We start from the raw sequence: 18,264 nt of genomic DNA on the forward strand, positions 1-18,264 counted from the left end.
GCGTCCTGAACCTCAGGAAGGCAGCCGGAACCTGTCGAGCGACATGCGCTGGCGTCCCTGCGCGTCGAAGTTCCCGGGCGCAAGCCAGCGCTCGAACGCGGTGCGCAGCGCCGGCCATTCGCTGTCGATCATCGAGAACCAGGCCGTGTCGCGGCCGCGGCCCTTGTAGACCACCGCCTGGCGGAAACGGCCTTCGTACTGGAAGCCCAGCCGCAAGGCCGCGCGCTTCGAGGGTTCGTTGAAGTCGTCGCACTTCCATTCGTGGCGCCGATAGCCGAGTTCATCGAAGACGAGCTTCATCAGCAGGTACTGGGCCTCGGTGGCCATCGGCGTCTTCTTGAGCAACGGCGAGAAGTTGACCGTGCCGACCTCGATGGCGCCATTGGCGGGGTCGATGCGCATCAGCGCCAGCGAACCGACGGCACGGCCGCTTTGCCTGTCGATCACGGCGAAATGCATCGGGTCGGTGCTGCTGGCAATGCGCTCGACGTAGGCCCGGGTGGTGCCGACGTCGGCGGGGCGCTCGATGCCCAGGTAGGTCCAGTCGCGGCCGTCGGGCGCCAGCGCGTAGGCCGCGTGCAGGTCGTCGGCATGCCTGGCGGCATCGAGCGGCTCGAGCGTGCAGAAGCGGCCCTCGAGGGCGCGGCGCGGCGGCAGGGGACGTGGCGTCCAGCCGGGCAGTTCGGGGCCGATGGACTGGCCGAAGTCGTTGTGGCGGGCAAGCATGAGGCGTCTTTCGGAAAAAAACAGGAACGACCACCGGGTCGGGGTATGTAAAGTACCCGCATGCTGGCTCCAGCAAAAGCTCCACGTTCTTATCATTTCATGGTGCCACGGCCTTCTCTCTCACCTGCTGCCCTGCTGGACACCCCGCTCGCCAAGGGCCGCGAGGCGGGTTCGATGCAGCGCCAGCTGTACGACCGGCTCAAGCGCGCCATCCTCGACGGCAGCCTCGCACCCGGCAGCCGGCTGCCCGGCTCGCGCGCCCTGGCCGAGTCCCTCGCGATTTCGCGCAACACCGTTACCGCGACCTACGAGCACCTTGCCGCCGAAGGCTATGTGCAGCCCGACCGCCAGGGCACGCGCGTGATCGAGCTCTCCTCGCCTGCCCTGCCGCCCAGGCGCGCCGGCAAGGCAGGCGCCGTGCCGGGAACCGCCTTGCGCCTCTCGAAGATCAAGCCTGCCGTCTCGCGCGCCGACGCCGACATGGCGCTGCGGCCGGGCGTGCCCGCGCTGTCGCACTTTCCGGCGGCTGCATGGCGGCGCGCGCTCGACCGCGCGATCCGCGCCGCCGGCCCCGCGGCCCTGGGCTATGGGGACCCGCTGGGCGAGCCGCCGCTGCGCGCGGCCATCGCGCGGCACCTGTCGATCGCGCGCGGCGTGCGCTGCGAGCCGCACCAGGTGGTCATCTGCGAAGGCGCGCAGGAGGCCATCTCGCTGTGCGTGCGGCTGCTGTCGAACCCCGGCGAGACCGGCTGGGTCGAAGACCCCGGCTACCGCGGCGTGAAAGCCGCCATGCACGCGGGCGACATGCGCATCGTGCCGCTGCGGGTCGATTCCGAGGGCCTGTGCGTGAGCGAGCGCGACTGGTTGAGACACCCGCCACGGCTGATCTACACCACGCCTTCGCACCAGTATCCCGGCGGCGCGGTGCTCGGTATCTCGCGCCGGCTCGCGCTGATTGCGCAGGCACGCGCGCACGGCGCCTGGATCATCGAGGACGACTACGACAGCGAGTTCCGCCACACCGGCGAGCCGATCGGCGCGATGCAGGGGCTGGTGGAAGAGGCGCCCGTGCTCTACGTCGGCACCTTCAGCAAGACCATGTTCCCGTCGCTGCGGCTCGGCTTCCTGGTCGTGCCGACACAACTGATGCCGGCCGTGCAGGCGTCCATGGAAGAAATGCTGCGCGGCGGCCATCGCCACGAGCAGCTGGCCATGGCCGACTTCATCGAGAGCGGACAGTTCAGCCGGCACCTTGGCCGCATGCGCCGGCTGTACCGCGACAGGCAGCATGCGCTGCGACTCGCGCTGCAAAGGCACCTGCAGGTGCCCCACGAGATCGAGGGCGGCTACTGCGGCCTGCATCTCACGGTGCGGCTGCCAGCACGCTTCGAAGACCGCAGGATCGCCGCCGAGGCGCTGCGGCACCGCATCGCGCCCTCCCCGCTGTCGGCCTTTGCCATGCAGCCGCAGCCTTCGGACAACGGGCTGGTGCTGGGGTATGGCAATACGCCGGCGGAATTGTTCGAACCGCTGGTCAAGCGGTTGTCGATGCTGGCGCGGGCGGCGGATGTCGCCGGCCAGAAAGCCAGCTAGCGCGCGTTCACCACATGCTCGCGCCGGAAACTGCGCGGCGTGACGCCCACCCACTGCCGGAAGCGCCGGTTGAAGTACGCCTCGTCCGCGAAGCCGCACTGGTGCGCGATCTCCCGCACCAGCAGCGAGGTGGACGACAGCAGTTCCTTCGCGCGCTCGATGCGCCGCTCGGTCACCAGGTCGGTGAAGGTGCGGTCGGTCTCCTTGCGCAGCAGGTTGGCCAGGTAGTTGGGCGACAGGAATGCCGCCGCGGCCGCATCGGTGAGCGAGAGGGGCTTGTCGAGGTTGTCGCGCACGTAGCGCACCACGCGCTGCAATGCGTCGTGCTGCGAGGTCTTGCCGTCATGTTGCAGCGAAAGCCGCATCAGCGCCTGCTCCTGCCGCATGCAGGCCAGCGCGATGATCTGCTGCACGATGCCGCGCATGGCGATCTTGGCGCCGAAGCTGCGGCCCGCATTCAGCGCATGCAGCTCGTCGAGCCAGCCGCGGATGCGTGCGAAGTCGGCCTCGTCGAAGGCGAAGTCGACGTACTCCTGAAACAGGAAGGGCGCGAGGTCGGGGTAGCGCGAGAGCGGCACATCGTCGAGGTCGAGCGCGTCGACGTCGAGCTCGGGCCACAGGAAGCGCTGGTCGAAGTTGACGATGCAGTACAGCGCCTCGGGCGGATGCGGAATCACGTGCACGCGGTACGGCAGCACGAAGCTCAGGTGGCGCGGACCGAAGGGGCGCACCTCGCCGCCGATGGCCTGCTGCGAATGCCCTTCGATGCCGATCTGGATCTGGAAGTAGGCATGCCGGTGCGGCAGCGTGAGTTCGTTGCGCGCGCCCTGGAAGCGGATGTCGAAGTCGAGGTTGTCGGCACGCTCGTGCATGCCGTAGGTTCGGACGGACGTGGGATGAGAGGGGCGCATCGGGGCTGGCGTGGCGGCAGGCTTCTGGCCGCGAGGGTACGCCAACTTCCAGCCCGGCGCGCGGGCTGTCTTCAAGCTCAGACGACCACGACCTCCAGCGCGCCGACGCCAGCCACGGTGCCGCGCATGCGGTCGCCGCGCTGCACGGCCGCCACGCCGGCGGGCGTGCCGGTGAAGATCAGGTCGCCGGGCTGCAGGGTGAACAGGGTCGACAGGTAGGCGATGGTGTCGGGCACGTTCCAGATCATGTCGCCCAGGTCGCCGACCTGGCGCTGGGCGCCGTTCACTTCGAGGCGGATCTCGCCCGCCGCGGGATGGCCGGCCTTGGACACGGGCACCAGTTCGCCGCAGGGCGCGGAGCCGTCGAAGGCCTTGCCGGTGTCCCAGGGGCGGCCCATTTTCTTGGCCTCGGACTGCAGGTCGCGGCGGGTCATGTCGAGGCCGACGGCATAGCCGTAAACGTGGGCGAGCGCGTCCGAAGCGGCGATGTCCGATCCACCGGTCTTGAGCGCGACCACCAGTTCGATCTCGTGGTGCACGTCCTTCGACAGCGTGGGGTAGGCGAACTCGCCGCCGTCCGCGACGATGGCGCTGGCCGGCTTCATGAAGAAGAACGGCGGCTCGCGGTCGGGGTTGTGGCCCATCTCGCGGGCATGTTCGGAGTAGTTGCGGCCCACGCAGAAGATGCGGTTGACCGGGAAGCGCGCGCGCTCGCCCTGGATGGGCAGCGAGTGGACGGGCGCGGGGACGATGGCGTAGAGGGTGTCGGTGGCGGAAGTCATGCAACGACTCTATCCAGCGGCACCGCGCCCCCGGGGGACGCATCTACGCGAGTCTTGGACTTGGCTACGTTTCGTCGCTCGACGCAAGTCTGCGCAACACAATTAATTCTTAAGCATTCAAATATGCCGCCGGTGCACGGCCCGGCTTGCGCCGAGACAAATAGCGTGACGCTCTTGCGCCAGCCAGATACATTGCGCCAACGATGCACGCTGCTGCACGCAGAGCTGAGCGGCCTGTGTCAACGACAGGATCAAGTCCGATGTCATTGTCCGTGTGGGTCAGGATCCGTTTGCCGGTATCGATCTTCGTGGTCGGCACGGCGCTCTCGATCGCCCTCGGCGTGTCCGCCCGCCAGGAAATCGCGCGCAGCGCGCAGGCGCACTTCGATGCCGCCGCCCTCGATCTGGCACGCAAGGTCGAAGCCCGCTTCGATGACTACATCGCCGTCCTGATCGGCCTGCGCGCGCGGTTCAATACCTCCGATCCCGTGACCCGGAGCGACTTCAGGGACTACGTCGCGGGATTGAACCTGGCGCGCGCCTACCCGGGCTTCCAGGCTGTCAACTACGCGCCTCTGGTCGCGGCCGGCGAAAGGCAGTCATTCGAGGAACAGGTCCGCGGCGATGCGAGCCTGGACGCCGGCGTGGCCGCCGGCTTCGCCATCAAGCCGCCCGGAGAGCGCGCCACCTACTACCCGCTGATCTACATCGAGCCGCAGGCCGGCAACGAGAAGCTGCTCGGCAACGACCTGGGTGCGATGCCCGACAGGGGAGACGCGCTCGAGCAGGGGCGCGACACCGGCGGGCTCGTCATGTCGGGCCGCAAGGTGCGCATCCCGGGCCGCGAGTCCGACATCGGAATGGCGATGCGGCTGCCGGTCTATCGCGCAGGACGACCGCTCGACACGCTCGAGCAGCGGCGCAGTGCCTATGCCGGTTCGGTCGGCGCGGGTTTCAGCGTCGCGGGCATGCTGGGCGACGTGGCCGGGGCCGACCCCGCCAGGGCGCCCCGCCTGCGCCTGATCGATGCCGGGCCGGGCCGGGGTGCGATCGGAACGCGCGTCGAGACCCGGTTCGTGACGCCGACCTCGTTCGGCGAGCGGCAACTGCTGTTCGACAGCGCGGCCTCGGCGAAGCCCGCCGCCGCTGCGGAGCACGGCCTCGAGCGGATGCTCGGCTTCGAGCTGGGCGGCCGCTCCTGGCTGGTGGAAGTCGAACAGGACGAGACCCAGGTCTTCGGCCCGCTCGACAAGGCCATCCCGTGGCTCATCGTCCTCGGCGGCCTGGCCACCAGCATGCTGCTTGCCGGCATCGTCCTCTCGCTGACCGCCTCGCGCAGCCGGGCCCAAGTCCTGGCGAACGAGATGACCCACCACCTTCGCAGGAGCGAGCGGCAGCTGGAGGAAGCCCAGCACTTGGCAAGCCTGGGAAGCTGGATCCTCGATCCCGAGACCGGAGAGCTGCAGTGCTCCGAAGAAGCCCGGCGCATCCTGGGCTTCGAGACCGAAGCCTCGCAGCCGGACCTGCACGCGCTGCTCTCGCGCGTTCCAGCCACGGAACGCCCTGAGGTGGAACAGCGGATCGCCTGGGCCTCCCAGTCCACGGAACGCAGCGAATTCGAGCACCGCCTGTGCCTGCCCGACGGCACCGAACGCTGGCTCCATGTCATCGCCCAGTCGGCCGAAGATGAAGGCAGGCGATGGGTGCGCGGCACCGTGCGCGACGCCACGCGGCTGCGCAAGGACGCATTGCGCCAGAAGCTCGAATACAGGATCGCACGGCTGCTCGCCGGCGACGGCAGGACCGAGACGGTGATCGCGCTGGCGCTGGAGGCGGTATGCACCGACCTGCGCTGGGACTGCGGCGCGTTGTGGAGCGTCGGCGAAGACGGCCAAGCTCGCTGTGCGGCAGCCTGGCACGCCGGCGACGACCCGGCGCTGCGGCAATTCGTCGACGCCAGCCGCACGCTCACCTACCGGCCAAGCGAAGGTTCGCTGGGTCGCGCATGGGGAATCGGCGGCGTCGTGCGCATCGACACGCTGGCGGCTCCGGGCCATTTCGCGCGCGATGCAATGGCCCGCCAGGCCGGACTGGCCGCCGGCCTCATCGTGCCGATCACCACCGCCGACACGACCGCGGCGCTGGAGCTCTTCGGCTCCAATCCGCAGGTGGCCGACGCCGAGACGCTGGAATCCCTGCGCGTGATCACCTTGCAGATCGCCCAGTACAAGCAGCGCAAGCTGGCCGAGCGGAGCCTTCGCTTCATCGCCAGCCACGACGAGCTGACCGGGCTGCTCAATCGCGCCGCGCTGCAGCACGAGCTCGCCCACGCCATCAGGCGCAGCAACCGCCAGCAGAAGCCGTTCGCGGTGATGTTCGTCGATCTGGATCGCTTCAAGCACATCAACGACACGCTGGGCCACGGCGTGGGCGACCAGATGATCAGGATCTGCGGCGAGCGCCTGACGGCGCTGCTGCGCGACACCGACGTCGTGGCGCGTTTTGGCGGCGACGAATTCGTGCTGCTGCTGGAGAACCTGTCCGCCACGAAGGATGCCGAGGTGCTTGCCGAGAAAGTACTGGCCTGCTGCGCAGCGCCGTTCGTCATCGAGGGACGCGAACTGCACGTCAGTGCCAGCGTCGGTGTGAGTCTCTATCCGGAGAACGGCAACGACGCCGAGGCGCTGCTGAAAAACGCCGACACCGCGATGTACCGCGCCAAGGAAAAGGGCCGCAACACCTACCGGTTCTACGCGGCGAAGATGAATGCACGGAGCACCGAACAGCTGATGCTCGAAAGCGCGCTGCGCCATGCCCAGGAGCGTGGCGAGCTGGAGATGTACTACCAGCCGAAGATGAACCTGCAGAGCCAGCACATCTCCGGTGTCGAGGCCCTGATGCGCTGGCACCACCCGCTTCTGGGCACGATTTCGCCGACACAGTTCATCCCGATCGCCGAAGAGACCGGCCTGATCGTGTCCATGGGGAAGTGGGCGCTGGAGCAGGCATGCGCCGATTCGCGTTCGTGGCAGCAATTCGGCTTGCCTGCGGTGCTCGTGAGCGTCAATCTGTCGCCGCGCCAATTCGAAAGCCGCACGCTCATCGCCGACATACGGGCCGCCCTGGAAGCCTCGGGCCTGGAGCCAGCGCTGCTGGAGCTGGAGATCACCGAAGGCGCGGTGATGGCGAACCCCGAGCATGCGACGAAGCTGCTGCGCACCATCCGGGACATGGGCATCGGCCTGGCCATCGACGATTTCGGAACGGGTTACTCCTCGCTTTCCTACCTGAAGCATTTCCCGCTGTCGACGGTGAAGATCGATCGCTCATTCATCAACGACCTGACGCGCGACGCCGACGCGCGAGCGCTCATCGACGGCATCATCACCCTGGCCCACGGCTTGCGGATGAAGGTGGTGGCCGAGGGCATCGAGACCATGGCCCAGCTCGACTACCTGCGCAGCCACGAATGCGACGAGGCCCAGGGCTACTGGCTGTGCAAGCCCGTGACCTGCGACGAGGTGCGCGATTTCATGGCGCGTCACCTGCGCAACCAGTTTGTTCCGTCGGTGGCGGCCTGACGGCCGGATCTTCGGAGCAATCGTCCCCGGGCACGTTCGCCCGGACCTTCCAGTCACTCAACAGGAGCATTCATGACTCATTCCACCCAAGCCAGGACTCTGGCGCAGACGATCGCCGCGATCGAGGCGCTCGACCTCACGCTGATCAAGTTCAAGGCCTGCCGCAAGGAAGACGGCTACGGCTGGCCGGCGGCTTACGCGGACCGGATGGAAGTGGCCTACAAGCACTACCTGATGCTGCACGCCAGGCACCCCGAACTGACGCTCGCGCCGGAGCAGGACGTGGACCGGTTCTGGCACATGCACATTCTCGACACGAGAAAGTACGCGGCCGACTGCGAGGCCACTTTCGGCTACTTCCTGCACCACTTCCCGTACCTTGGCCTGCGCGGAGAGGAAGACGCCAAGGCCCTGCAGGCGGCCTACCAGGAGATGCAGCGCCTGTGCGTCGAGGAATTCGGCGAGCCGGCGGCCACGAACGCGGCCGCGTGGTGCTCCCTGGAGGCGGGCAAGCCCGCGGCGGCATGGTGTTCGCTCGAAGCGGACAAGACGGGGCCCGCGTGGTGCTCGCTCGACGCGGGGCAGCAAGCTAGCCAGCCACCCCGAAGCCCGTATCGAACGTCCCCTTCACATCAAGCGGCTGCTTGATGAGGCCGACCCGCCGGTAGAAGTCCGCCGTCCCTTGCTGGTCCGCAATGACCTGCGCGTCGATGGCCACCCACTTCTGCTGGCGGCGTTCGAACTGCAGCTTTGCCGCCTCGGGCGGAATGCCGATGATCCGCGCCAGCGCGGCCGAATAGGCGTCGACGTTGCGGTACGACCAGAGCTGTGCCTTCACCACGCGCTGCAGGAAGTCTTGCAGCACCGGGCGCTTGGCGGCGATGGCGCTGTCGGTGGCCGCGAGATAGCTCAGGCCCGGCAGCAGCCCGCGCCCGCTGACGAGCACCCGCGCATGGTTGCTGACCTCGGCCAGCGCCGTGTACGGCTCCCAGGTGGCCCAGGCATCGACCGAGCCCTGCGTCAGCGCAAGCTTCGCGTCGGCGGGCGCGAGGAAACGGATGTTCACGTCCTCGGGCTTCAGGCCAGCCGAAGTGATGGCCTTGAGCGTGACGTAGTGGCCGATGGATCCGCGGTTGGTCGCGACGCTCCTGCCCTTGAGGTCGGCGGCGGTCTTCAGCGGCGAATCGGGACGCACCAGCACCGCCGTGCCGTAGGAGTCGGAGCGGTTCGCACCGATGGCCTTCACGCGCGTGCCGGCTGCCAGCGCGAAGATCAGCGGTGCGTCGCCGATGGGGCCCGAATCGACCGCGGCCGCGTTGAGCGCCTCGGCCAGCGGCGCGGCGGCCGGGAACTCCGACCACTGGATGTCGTAGCCCAGCCCTTCCAGCCCGCCCGCCGCTTCGAGCAGCGCGCGCAGGCCGCCCTTCTGGTCGCCGGCCTTGAGCACCGGCCGGCCCTGTGCGTGAACCAGGGCGGGCGCAGCGGCGACGGCGGCGGCCGCCGATGCGCCCTGGACGAGAAACCGGCGGCGTGAACTATGGAGAGTCATGAACGTGCTGTTGTTGCTCATGCGAGCGGATCGAAGGAAACATGGTCGGCAAAGCGCACCGGGTCAGTGCTCTTCTTGAGCACACCCACGCCGCGGAAATCGCGCGCGTAGAACTCGACCTCGTCGCGCAGCCTGCGGCCCAGCGGATGGTGCTGGTGCGTGAGCGTGCCCAGCAGCGCACGCAGGTCTTCCACCGCCACGTTGGGCGAGTACTTGGCAAAAAGCCTGGCCGACTCGTTCGGGTTCTCGGCCACGTAGTCGGAAGCCTGGGCGATCGCGCGCACCAGCGAGGCGACGGTCGCCTTGTCCTTGCGCACGAGCTCGCCGCGCGCGCCGACGATGCAGCACACCTTGTCCTTGTACTCGCCCGAAAGATTGCTCGCCACCTCGACGTAGGCGCCCTGGTTGCGCTTCTCGATCAGGTAGATGTTGGGGTCGCCGTCGGCAATGGCCTGGATCTCGCCCTTCTTCACCGCCACGTCGAGCAGGTCGGCCGGGTACTGGCGCCAGGTGACGTCCTTGTCGGCATCGATGCCGTTCTTCGTGAGCAGGATCGAGAAGAAGTTCTTGCCCGGGCTCGCGATGTCGGACACGCCGATGACCTTGCCCTTGAGGCTCGCAAGATTGGTGACGCCCGCGCTCTTCGCGCCCACCAGCCGCACGCAGCCGCCGTGCGAGCTGCCGACGATCTTCACGTCGAAGCCCGCCTCGAGCGGCTTCAGCCAGCGGTGGATCATGCCCACGGCCGCATCGGCCTTGGCGGTGGCCAGCGACTCCAGCAACTGGTCGGTGGAGCCCGTGTAATTGATGAGCTCGACCTGCAGGCCGTTGCGCTCGAAGTAGCCGCGCTCCTGCGCCACGACCACGGGCGACAGGCAGAAAGCGGCAGCGTTCCATGCGAAGGTCAGCTTGCGCGAAGACTGCGAGAAGGCTTGCGAGGCGATCAGGCCGCCCGATGCGACCACTGCGGCCGCACCGCCGGCGCGCAGCATGCCGCGGCGGGAAAGGGTGGCGTTCGTCTTCACAGCAGCAGCTCCGGCTCGGCCTCGACCAGGCCTTCGTAGAGGCTGTCGAAGGAGTGGATCGCGCCTTCGGGGCCGCCGATCTGGCTGTGCGTGTGGCGCGCGGTCGCCTCGTCGATAGGCTGCGGCTTGCCGGCGGCCTCGGCCAGCAGTTGCGTGTGGCAGGCGTTGTCCAGCGCGATGTACCACCACGCGGCGGCCTCCACCGTGGGGCCGGCCGTCAGGATGCCGTGGTTCTTGAGGATCGCGCCCTTCCTGTCGCCCAGCGCATGCGCGATGCGCTCGCCCTCGCTGGTGTCGACCACCATGCCGGTGAAGTCGTCGAACAGCGCCACGTCGTCGTGGAACACGCAGCTGTCCTGCGTGAGGGTGTCGAGCTTGCGGCCCAGCGTGGACCAGGCCTTGCCGTAGGTCGAGTGGGTGTGGGCCGCGGCGATGATCTTCGGGTTGTGCTCGTGAATGGCCGCATGGATGGCGAAGGCGGCCTTGTTGAGCGGGCGATCGCCGATGACGGTCTCGCCCTTCGAATTGACGAGCAGCAGGTCGGACACCCGGATGCGCGAGAAATGGATGCCCAGCGGGTTGACCCAGAAGTGGTCGGTCAGCTCGGGGTCGCGCGCGGTGATGTGGCCGGCCAGCCCCTGCGCGAAGCCGAAGCGCGCGAACAGGCGGAAGGCACCGGCCAGGCGCTCCTGCCGATGGCGGCGCTCGGCCTGCACGGTGGGACGCGGGGGCACGGGATCGAACCAGTACTTCTGCTGCGGGTTCGGGTTGAGCTTCAGCGGCTGGGGGGCGTTGCGGTCGATGGAGAGAACGGCGCTCATGGGGTTTCCTACGTGTTCGGTTTTGGCTCCTTCCCCCTCTGGGGGAAGGTTGGGATGGGGGCTCGACAGCTTCAACGCCATGACGGCGTTCGACGCCGCCTGCCCCCACCCCTGCCCTCCCCCAGAGGGGGAGGGAGAAAGTCAGATCAGGCGGCTTTGCGGATGGACGCGGCGCGCTGCGCCACCAGTTCGCGCGTGCACGGAATCAGCTCGCGCCCGTAGTCCAGCGCATCCTCCAGCGGATCGAAGCCGCGGATCAGGAAGGTCGTCACGCCCAGGTCGTAGTAGTCGAGCAGCGCATCGGCCACCTGCTCGGGCGTGCCGACCAGCGCGGTGCTGTTCGAGCGCCCGCCGATCTCCTGCGCCACGGCCGTCCACAGGCGCTTGTCGAGCCGGGAACCCTTCTCGGCCGCGGCCAGCAGGCGCCTGGCGCCTTCGCTTTGCTGCGGGCCGCCGCGGTTGTAGCCCTGCACCACGCGCAGGCGCCTGGTCTCGGCCAGGATGTTCTCCGCGCGGGCCCATGCAGCCTCTTCGGTCTGCGCCAGGATCGGGCGGAACGACACCGAGAAACGCACGCTGCGACCGTGCTTCGCCGCTTCGGCGCGCACGCGCGTGGTCAGCTCGCGCGCCTGGTCGAGCGACTCGCCCCACAGCGCATACACGTCGGCGTACTTGCCTGCCACCGGAATCGCGGCCTCCGAGGCCCCGCCGAAATACACCGGCACGTGCGGCTTGCCGTTGCGCGTCTGCAGCGGCTTGACTTCGGAGAACGCGTTCTGGAAGCGGTAGTGCGCGCCTTCGTGGTCGAAGGGCTTCTCGGCCGTCCACACCTTGTGCAGCACTTCGAGGTATTCGTCGGTGCGGGCATAGCGCTGGTCGTGGTCGAGCCAGTCGCCGTCGCGGCGCTGTTCCTCGTCGGAGCCGCCGGAGATGTAGTGCACGCCGAGCCGGCCGCCGCTGAACTGGTCGAGCGAGGCGAACTGCCGCGCCGCCAGCGTGGGCGCGACGAAGCCGGGGCGATGCGCGAGCATGAAGTGGATGCGCTCGGTCACCGAGGCGGCATGCGCCACCGTGAGCGTGGCGTCAGGGCTGGTCGAGTGATGCGGCACCAGCACGCGGTCGAAGCCGGCGGTCTCGTGCGCCTGCGCGAAGGCGCGCACGTAGTCGCGGTCGAGCGCCGGGCCCTTTGCCGCGTGGATTTCAGAGACCTTCTGGCCCTGGATCATGCCGATGAATTCGACGGCACCGTCTTGCTGTGGCTGGCTCATGTCGTTGTCCTTGTCTGGGTTGGGAGAGGGAAATCAGGCGGCGGGCAGGCGCAGCAGGTTCTCGAAGCTGCGGTCCCACAGGGGCTTCACGTCGGCCGGGCCGTCGAGCACGCCGATCTTCAGGAAGGTGTCGGCCACGTCCTGGTGGCTGCGCACCACGGCGTCGCTGACGGGGCCCAGGCTGTAGTCGCCGCTGCGGCCGTTGAAGAGCTCGACGATGTCGCCCACCGGCACGCGCGTCTCGGCCGACTGCGCGCGGGCGTACGCCAGGAAGTTGCCGTTGCTCCACGCGAAGGCCCGCTGCAGGCGCTGCAGCAGGTCGGCCAGCGCGGCACGGCGCGGTGCGTCGCCCAGCGCGCGCGGGTTGGCGTAGATGGGAAAGTTGCCCGACAGGTAGCCCACGCCGGTCTTGATGGTGCGCGCGCCGTACTGCGTGCGCGCAAGCTGGCCGTTGTAGCCGTAGATGGCCCAGGCATCCAGATCGCCCCGCGCGAAGGCCGAGAGGCCGTCCGACGGCGTGAGGCTCACGGCCTGGATGTCGCTGAACGACAGGCCCGCCTCGGCCAGCTGCTTGGCAAGGTAGTAGTGCGAGGTGGTGGCGCGCACATAGCCCACGCGCTTGCCCTTGAAATCTGCGATGGTGCGGATCGGCGCGTCCTTGCGCGCCAGCGTGGCCTGGTTGTTCAGGTCTTCGTGCGTCACGGCCACCAGCCGCACGCTGGACTTCTGCCGCGCCGCGAACACCGGCGGGATCTCGCTGCCCGAGCCCAGGTCGAGCGCGTCGCCGTTGATGGCCTCGATGTGCAGCACGCCGTTGTTGAGCTCGCGCCAGTCGATCCTGTAGGGCGTGTTGGCCTGGCCGGATGCCGCCAGCAGCGGCCGCCAGAGCCCCTTGTACGTGCCCACGCGCAGCGTGACGCCCGACAGGTCGGCCGACGGCGCGGCGGCCCGGGCCCAGCCGGCCGAAGCCGCCGCGCCCCATGCGGCGGCTGCCTGCAGCAGGCGGCGCCGTTCCAACGAGAGATCTGGTTTCATGCACCGGACCGTACCCAGAGGCGGCACTGATGCAAACACAGAAAAACGAGTTTGCATATGCGGGATGCATCGTTTTACGGCGCCGGCCGGCCGGCTACCGTCCGCAACCATGAGTGCACTCCCTTTGCGACGCCCCTCGGCCACGGCCGGGGAACATCCATCCACGCCCCCGGGCGGCCTGGCCGCGCCCGCGCTGCTGGCGCAGCTGTCGGCCCGATTCGCCGCCACCGCGGCCGATCACGACCACAGCGGCGCTTTCCCGCGCGAGAACTTCGACGCGCTGCAGGCGCACGGCCTGATCGGCCTGGTGGCGCCCGCCGCCTACGGTGGCGGCGGCGCCACGCTGGCCACGGCGCGGCGCGTGATCGCGGCCGTGTCGCGCGGCGAGCCGGCCACCGCGCTGATCCTCACCATGACCTATCTGCAGCACCATGCGCTGACGCGCGGCGACAGCCGCTGGCCGCCGCACCTGCGCGAACGCGTGGCGCGCGACGCGGTGGAGCACGGCGCGCTGATCAACGCGCTGCGCGTGGAGCCCGCGCTGGGCTCCCCCGCGCGCGGCGGCCTGCCGGCCACCGTGGCGCGGCGCGATGTCGAAGGCTGGAAGATCGACGGCCACAAGCTCTACACCACCGGCATCGAGGGCCTCTCGTGGCTCGCGGTGTGGGCCCGCACCGACGAGCCCGCACCGCGCACCGGCGTGTTCCTGGTGCCGCGCCAGGCCCCCGGCGTGCGGGTGATCGCCAGCTGGGACCACCTGGGCCTGCGGGCATCGGGCAGCCACGAGGTGGTGTTCGAGAACGTCGCCGTCGGCGCGGACCACGCGGTCGACCTGCGCGCGCCGTCCGACTGGGCGCCCGACGCCGGCAGCCAGACCGACATCGACGCCCACGCCACGCAGCAGGCCTGGATGACCGTGCTGCTCGGCACCCTCTACGACGGCGTGGCCACGGCCGCGCGCGACTGGCTGGTCGGCTTCCTGAACGAGCGCGCGCCCGGCAGTCTCGGCGCGCCGCTCGCGAGCCTGCCGCGCGTGCAGGAGCACGTGGGCGAGATCGAAGCGCTGCTGCGAACCAACCGCGTGCTGCTCGACGACGCCACCGCCGCCGTCGACGACGGCCATGCCCAACCCGCGGCCGACAGCGGCCTGCTGAAATACACGGTGACGGGCAATGCGGTGCGTGCGGTCGAACTCGCGCTGCAGCTCAGCGGCAACCATGGCCTGACAAGGCACAACCCGCTGGAGCGGCACTACCGCGACGTGCTGTGCAGCCGCATCCATACGCCGCAGAACGACGCGATCCTGGTTGCAGCGGGCAAGCGCGCGCTGCTGCCTTCGGGAGGCGCCGCATGACGTCCCTGCTCTTCTCCAGCGCCTCGCGCCGCGGCTGGCTCAAACAAGGCGCCGCGCTGTCGCTGGCCGCCACCGGTTCGCTGCGTGCATTTGCGCAAACGCCGCCGCAGGCCACGCTGGTGCTGGGCGACCAGGCCGGCGGCCTGCGCTCGCTGTTCGAGGCCTCGCGCGCGCTCGAAGGCGCGCCGTTCGCCTATCGCTGGGCCAACTTCCAGGGCGCCGCGCCGCTGTTCGAGGCGCAGCGCGGCGCGGCGGTCGACACGGCCATGGCCGGCGACCTGCCGGTGCTGGCCGCCGCCGTCGGCAAGACGCCGCTGAAGATCGTCGCCACCCGCGTCGGCAAGGCCGATTCGCTGGGCATCGTGGTGCAGGCCAATTCGCCGGTGCGCAGCGTGGCGGACCTGCGCGGCAAGACGGTGATCGTGTCGTCGGCGCGTGGCAGCATCTCGCAGTACCAGCTGTACGGCGCGCTCGAGGAGGCCGGCGTGAAGCGCGACGAGGTGACGGTGAAGTTCGTGCTGCCGACCGATGCCGCCGCCGCCTTCGCATCGAGGCAGATCGACGCCTGGGCCATCTTCGATCCGTACTACACCATCGCGGTGCAGCAGGGCGGGCGCATCCTGCGCGACGGGCGCGGCATCAACACCGCGCTGGGCTTCATCACCGCGAGCGAACATTCGCTGGCCGAACCGGCCCGGCGCGCGGCCATCGTGCAGTTCCTCGACCGGCTGGGCCGCGCGGGCGACTGGGCGCTGGCCAACCCCGAGGCCTATGCACAGGCTTACAGCCAGCTCACGCGGCTGCCGATCGAGGCTTCCCGCATCATCACCGCGCGGGCGTCGGTGGCGGGGCGGCCGGTGAGCGAGGCGGACATCGCCGCGCTGCAGGTCGTGGCCGACCGCTCGGCGCGCGACGGCATCCTGCCGGTGCGGGTGGACGTGCGCGCGATCACCGACACGCAGCTCTGGAAGCGCGCCACATGATCGCGCCGCTTCGCGAATTCGTCGGCGCCTTCGGCCGGCTGCTCGACGGCGCACCCGACGAGCCCCGCATTCTTTCGGAGGGCGGCGCGCTGCTGCGCACGCTGGTGGCGCGCGACGACTGGCTGCCCGAGGCCTTCGCGCAACCCGACCCGACGCGCTACCAGCAGTTCCTGCTGCATGCGGACAGCACCGAGCGCTTCTCGGTCGTGAGCTTCGTGTGGGGGCCGGGGCAGGCCACGCCGGTGCACGACCACACGGTGTGGGGACTGATCGGCATGCTGCGCGGTGCCGAGTACAGCCAGGGCCATGCGCTCGATGCGCAAGGCCGTGCACAGCCGAAGGGCGAGGCGGTGCGGCTCGATGCCGGCGACGTGGAAGCGGTGTCGCCCACCGTCGGCGACCTGCACCGCGTGCACAACGCGCATGCGGACCGGGTGTCGATCAGCATCCACGTCTACGGCGCGAACATCGGCGCCGTGCGGCGTCATACTTACCCGCCGGAGGGCGGACGCAAGCCCTTCGTCTCCGGATACTCCAACACGCTGCTGCCCAACCTGTGGGACCGCAGCGCCGAACTCAGATCCTCGCCGACCGCCGCATGACGACTGCTTCCTTTCCCCTCCTGTCCTTCGCCGCCGTGCGCGAGCGCCTGCTGTCCCGCGAAGAAACCGCGCTGCTCGACGTGCGCGAGGAAGACCCGTTCGCGCAGGAACACCCGCTGTGGGCCGCGAACCTGCCGCTCTCGCGCATCGAGATCGAGGCGTGGCGGCGCATTCCGCGGCGCGACACGCTGATCGTGCTGTACGGCGAACACGGCGGCACCGATCTCGCGCCGCTGGCCGCCAAGGCATTCGCCGCGCTGGGCTACACCCAGGTCCATCTGCTCGACGGCGGCCTCGAGGGCTGGCGCAAGGCGGGCGGCGAACTGTTCCGCGACGTGAACGTGCCGAGCAAGTCCTTCGGCGAACTGGTCGAGCACGAGCGGCAGACGCCGTCCCTGTCGGCACCCGAGGTGAAGGCGCTGATCGATGCCCGGGCCGACGTGGTGGTGCTCGACGCGCGCCGCTTCGACGAATACCAGACGATGAGCATTCCGTCGGCCACCAGCGTGCCCGGGGCGGAACTGGTGCTGCGGGTGCGCGAGCTGGCGCCCGACCCGGCCACGCGGGTGATCGTGAATTGCGCGGGCCGCACGCGCAGCATCATCGGCACGCAGTCGCTGGTGAACGCCGGCATTCCGAACCCGGTGGCGGCCCTGCGCAACGGCACGATCGGCTGGAAGCTGGCGGGCCAGGTGCTGGACCACGGCGCCGGCCGGCAGGCGCCCGCCACGGTGTCCGACGCGCATCGCGCTCAGGCGCAGGCCGATGCGCGCCGCGTGGCCGATGCGGCCGGCGTGCGGCGCATCGACCTGGCCGCGCTGCAGACCCTGGAGGCGCCAGGACGCACCGTGTACCGCTTCGACGTGCGCACGCCCGAGGAATACGCCGCGGGCCATCTGCCGGGCTTTGCGAACGCGCCCGGCGGCCAGCTGGTGCAGGAGACCGATCACCAGGTGCCGGTACGCGGCGCACGCATCGTGCTGGTGGACGACGACGGAGTGCGCGCATCGATGAGCGCCTCGTGGCTCGCACAGATGGGATGGGAGGCCTATGTGCCGCACGCCGTGCCCGAGGCCGCTGCGTTCAGCGAGAAGGAGCTCCCCGCGCCCGCCTACCCGCCCGTCGCGGCTGTGGTGGCGGAGATCACGCCTGGCGAACTCTCCGCGCTGCTTGGGCAGACTTCGTCCGCCACGGCAGTGATCGACGTGACCACGAGCGCCAACTATGTCCGGCGCCACATCCCGGGCGCGTGGTACGCGATCCGTGCGCAGCTGGCGCATGCGCTGGACGCGGTCATTCCCGCGTCGCGCCGCTACGTGCTGACCTGCGGCAGCAGCCTGCTCGCGCGCTATGCGGCGGCCGATGTCCGCGCCCTGCTCGATGCACGGGGCAAGGCCGATGTCGAAGTGCTGGTGCTGGCGGGCGGCAACGCCGCCTGGTTTGCCGCGGGCCTCGAAGCCGAGAGCGGCGAAACACGCCTTGCGACACCGCGCACCGACCGCTACCGCCGGCCCTACGAAGGCACCGATGCGCCCGCGGAGGCGATGCAGGCCTATCTCGATTGGGAGTACGGCCTGGTGGCGCAGCTGGAACGCGATGGAACCCATCATTTCAGCGTGCTCGAAGTGCAAGCGTTTTGAAAGGATCACAACACGGCGGTGACACTGTGTAGGCCGGGTAAAGGCGGCCAGGGCCGTCATCCGGCAAAAGGCCGAAGCGTTGGTTGTGCATAGCGCACAACAACTCATCAAAGGAGCTTCGCCATGAGAGTCCCGATCCTTGCCCTGTCCGCCGCCACGCTGGCCGCAGCAGTCCTGACCGGCTGCGTGGTCGCCCCGGCCGCCCCCGTCTACTCGGCGCCTCCAGGCGTGGCCTACGTGGCGCCGACGTATGTCTCGCCGGGCGTCGGCTTTGTCTGGGCCTATCACCCGCGCTACGGCTGGGGCTGGCACCACCCGCAGTACGGCTGGCACCGCGGCTGGCGTTGAGCCGAAATGCAAAGCGGCGCTCGAGAGCGCCGCTTTTTTTACGTGG

Annotated in this window: 16 protein-coding genes; 8 read left to right on the forward strand and 8 right to left on the reverse strand. The window is 69.3% G+C overall.

Going from position 1 to position 18,264, the window contains the following annotated elements; all coding sequences use genetic code 11:
• Positions 1-12: 12 nt before the first annotated feature.
• Entirely contained in the window at positions 13-726 is a 714-nt protein-coding gene (locus WIX39_RS29310) for a GNAT family N-acetyltransferase (RefSeq protein WP_285411214.1), read from the reverse strand.
• A gap of 99 nt (positions 727-825) precedes the next feature.
• Here WIX39_RS29310 and WIX39_RS29315 point away from each other — a divergent pair, with 99 nt between their 5' ends.
• Complete coding sequence (locus WIX39_RS29315; protein WP_409196657.1) at positions 826-2,319, forward strand: PLP-dependent aminotransferase family protein; 1,494 nt, start codon at positions 826-828, stop codon at positions 2,317-2,319.
• Here the strand turns inward: WIX39_RS29315 and WIX39_RS29320 are convergent.
• Both WIX39_RS29320 and WIX39_RS29325 read right to left on the reverse strand, forming a co-directional pair.
• Positions 2,316-3,230, reverse strand: coding sequence for a helix-turn-helix transcriptional regulator (locus tag WIX39_RS29320; protein ID WP_409196658.1), 915 nt, complete (start codon positions 3,228-3,230; stop codon positions 2,316-2,318). The genes WIX39_RS29315 and WIX39_RS29320 overlap by 4 nt on opposite strands.
• Positions 3,231-3,307: 77 nt before the next feature.
• Positions 3,308-4,012: a fumarylacetoacetate hydrolase family protein gene (locus WIX39_RS29325; RefSeq protein ID WP_409196659.1), complete on the reverse strand. Its 705-nt coding sequence runs from the start codon at positions 4,010-4,012 to the stop codon at positions 3,308-3,310.
• 260 nt (positions 4,013-4,272) lie between these two features.
• Here WIX39_RS29325 and WIX39_RS29330 point away from each other — a divergent pair, with 260 nt between their 5' ends.
• Positions 4,273-7,593, forward strand: coding sequence for a bifunctional diguanylate cyclase/phosphodiesterase (locus WIX39_RS29330; RefSeq protein ID WP_409196883.1), 3,321 nt, complete (start codon positions 4,273-4,275; stop codon positions 7,591-7,593).
• A gap of 72 nt (positions 7,594-7,665) precedes the next feature.
• Positions 7,666-8,241 (forward strand): glycine-rich domain-containing protein, encoded by a 576-nt coding sequence (locus tag WIX39_RS29335; RefSeq protein ID WP_409196660.1) that lies wholly within the window; start codon positions 7,666-7,668, stop codon positions 8,239-8,241.
• Here WIX39_RS29335 and WIX39_RS29340 read toward each other — a convergent pair.
• The 5 genes from WIX39_RS29340 to WIX39_RS29360 form a co-directional block, all read right to left on the reverse strand.
• On the reverse strand, positions 8,183-9,142 hold the full coding sequence (locus WIX39_RS29340; protein ID WP_409196661.1) for an ABC transporter substrate-binding protein: 960 nt from the start codon (positions 9,140-9,142) through the stop codon (positions 8,183-8,185). The genes WIX39_RS29335 and WIX39_RS29340 overlap by 59 nt on opposite strands.
• A gap of 17 nt (positions 9,143-9,159) precedes the next feature.
• Positions 9,160-10,134 (reverse strand): ABC transporter substrate-binding protein, encoded by a 975-nt coding sequence (locus WIX39_RS29345; protein WP_409196884.1) that lies wholly within the window; start codon positions 10,132-10,134, stop codon positions 9,160-9,162.
• Between the two features lie 29 nt (positions 10,135-10,163).
• Positions 10,164-10,988 (reverse strand): class II aldolase/adducin family protein, encoded by an 825-nt coding sequence (locus WIX39_RS29350; protein WP_081267552.1) that lies wholly within the window; start codon positions 10,986-10,988, stop codon positions 10,164-10,166.
• A gap of 146 nt (positions 10,989-11,134) precedes the next feature.
• Positions 11,135-12,256, reverse strand: coding sequence for an LLM class flavin-dependent oxidoreductase (locus tag WIX39_RS29355; RefSeq protein ID WP_409196662.1), 1,122 nt, complete (start codon positions 12,254-12,256; stop codon positions 11,135-11,137).
• Between the two features lie 33 nt (positions 12,257-12,289).
• Positions 12,290-13,291, reverse strand: coding sequence for an ABC transporter substrate-binding protein (locus tag WIX39_RS29360; protein ID WP_409196663.1), 1,002 nt, complete (start codon positions 13,289-13,291; stop codon positions 12,290-12,292).
• A gap of 109 nt (positions 13,292-13,400) precedes the next feature.
• On the opposite strand from WIX39_RS29360, the gene WIX39_RS29365 reads away from it, so the two are divergent.
• The 5 genes from WIX39_RS29365 to WIX39_RS29385 all read left to right on the forward strand — a co-directional run bounded on the left by WIX39_RS29365 (position 13,401) and on the right by WIX39_RS29385 (position 18,218).
• Positions 13,401-14,645, forward strand: a complete 1,245-nt coding sequence (locus tag WIX39_RS29365) for an acyl-CoA dehydrogenase family protein (RefSeq protein ID WP_409196664.1) — start codon at positions 13,401-13,403, stop codon at positions 14,643-14,645.
• Positions 14,642-15,628 carry an ABC transporter substrate-binding protein gene (locus WIX39_RS29370; protein WP_409196665.1) on the forward strand — a complete coding sequence of 329 codons (987 nt, stop codon included), beginning with the start codon at positions 14,642-14,644 and terminating at the stop codon, positions 15,626-15,628. Before WIX39_RS29365 ends, WIX39_RS29370 begins: the two co-directional genes overlap by 4 nt.
• Positions 15,625-16,230, forward strand: a complete 606-nt coding sequence (locus tag WIX39_RS29375) for a cysteine dioxygenase (protein WP_106938220.1) — start codon at positions 15,625-15,627, stop codon at positions 16,228-16,230. The genes WIX39_RS29370 and WIX39_RS29375 overlap by 4 nt, the downstream gene beginning before the upstream one ends.
• Positions 16,227-17,870, forward strand: coding sequence for a rhodanese-related sulfurtransferase (locus WIX39_RS29380; RefSeq protein WP_409196666.1), 1,644 nt, complete (start codon positions 16,227-16,229; stop codon positions 17,868-17,870). Before WIX39_RS29375 ends, WIX39_RS29380 begins: the two co-directional genes overlap by 4 nt.
• A gap of 123 nt (positions 17,871-17,993) precedes the next feature.
• Positions 17,994-18,218 carry a hypothetical protein gene (locus WIX39_RS29385; RefSeq protein ID WP_081268868.1) on the forward strand — a complete coding sequence of 75 codons (225 nt, stop codon included), beginning with the start codon at positions 17,994-17,996 and terminating at the stop codon, positions 18,216-18,218.
• Positions 18,219-18,264 lie beyond the last annotated feature (46 nt).

Source organism: Variovorax sp. AB1(2024), assembly GCF_037482385.2.
In the GTDB taxonomy this organism is placed as follows: Bacteria; Pseudomonadota; Gammaproteobacteria; order Burkholderiales; family Burkholderiaceae_C; genus Variovorax.

What these genes read in the sequence shown, in the direction of transcription:
- WIX39_RS29310 (WP_285411214.1), bottom strand. Translation starts at nt 726, where the DNA reads ATGCTTGCCCGCCACAACGACTTCGGCCAGTCCATCGGCCCCGAACTG.
- WIX39_RS29315 (WP_409196657.1), top strand. Translation starts at nt 826, where the DNA reads ATGGTGCCACGGCCTTCTCTCTCACCTGCTGCCCTGCTGGACACCCCG.
- WIX39_RS29320 (WP_409196658.1), bottom strand. Translation starts at nt 3,230, where the DNA reads ATGCGCCCCTCTCATCCCACGTCCGTCCGAACCTACGGCATGCACGAG.
- WIX39_RS29325 (WP_409196659.1), bottom strand. Translation starts at nt 4,012, where the DNA reads ATGACTTCCGCCACCGACACCCTCTACGCCATCGTCCCCGCGCCCGTC.
- WIX39_RS29330 (WP_409196883.1), top strand. Translation starts at nt 4,273, where the DNA reads ATGTCATTGTCCGTGTGGGTCAGGATCCGTTTGCCGGTATCGATCTTC.
- WIX39_RS29335 (WP_409196660.1), top strand. Translation starts at nt 7,666, where the DNA reads ATGACTCATTCCACCCAAGCCAGGACTCTGGCGCAGACGATCGCCGCG.
- WIX39_RS29340 (WP_409196661.1), bottom strand. Translation starts at nt 9,142, where the DNA reads ATGACTCTCCATAGTTCACGCCGCCGGTTTCTCGTCCAGGGCGCATCG.
- WIX39_RS29345 (WP_409196884.1), bottom strand. Translation starts at nt 10,134, where the DNA reads ATGCTGCGCGCCGGCGGTGCGGCCGCAGTGGTCGCATCGGGCGGCCTG.
- WIX39_RS29350 (WP_081267552.1), bottom strand. Translation starts at nt 10,988, where the DNA reads ATGAGCGCCGTTCTCTCCATCGACCGCAACGCCCCCCAGCCGCTGAAG.
- WIX39_RS29355 (WP_409196662.1), bottom strand. Translation starts at nt 12,256, where the DNA reads ATGAGCCAGCCACAGCAAGACGGTGCCGTCGAATTCATCGGCATGATC.
- WIX39_RS29360 (WP_409196663.1), bottom strand. Translation starts at nt 13,291, where the DNA reads ATGAAACCAGATCTCTCGTTGGAACGGCGCCGCCTGCTGCAGGCAGCC.
- WIX39_RS29365 (WP_409196664.1), top strand. Translation starts at nt 13,401, where the DNA reads ATGAGTGCACTCCCTTTGCGACGCCCCTCGGCCACGGCCGGGGAACAT.
- WIX39_RS29370 (WP_409196665.1), top strand. Translation starts at nt 14,642, where the DNA reads ATGACGTCCCTGCTCTTCTCCAGCGCCTCGCGCCGCGGCTGGCTCAAA.
- WIX39_RS29375 (WP_106938220.1), top strand. Translation starts at nt 15,625, where the DNA reads ATGATCGCGCCGCTTCGCGAATTCGTCGGCGCCTTCGGCCGGCTGCTC.
- WIX39_RS29380 (WP_409196666.1), top strand. Translation starts at nt 16,227, where the DNA reads ATGACGACTGCTTCCTTTCCCCTCCTGTCCTTCGCCGCCGTGCGCGAG.
- WIX39_RS29385 (WP_081268868.1), top strand. Translation starts at nt 17,994, where the DNA reads ATGAGAGTCCCGATCCTTGCCCTGTCCGCCGCCACGCTGGCCGCAGCA.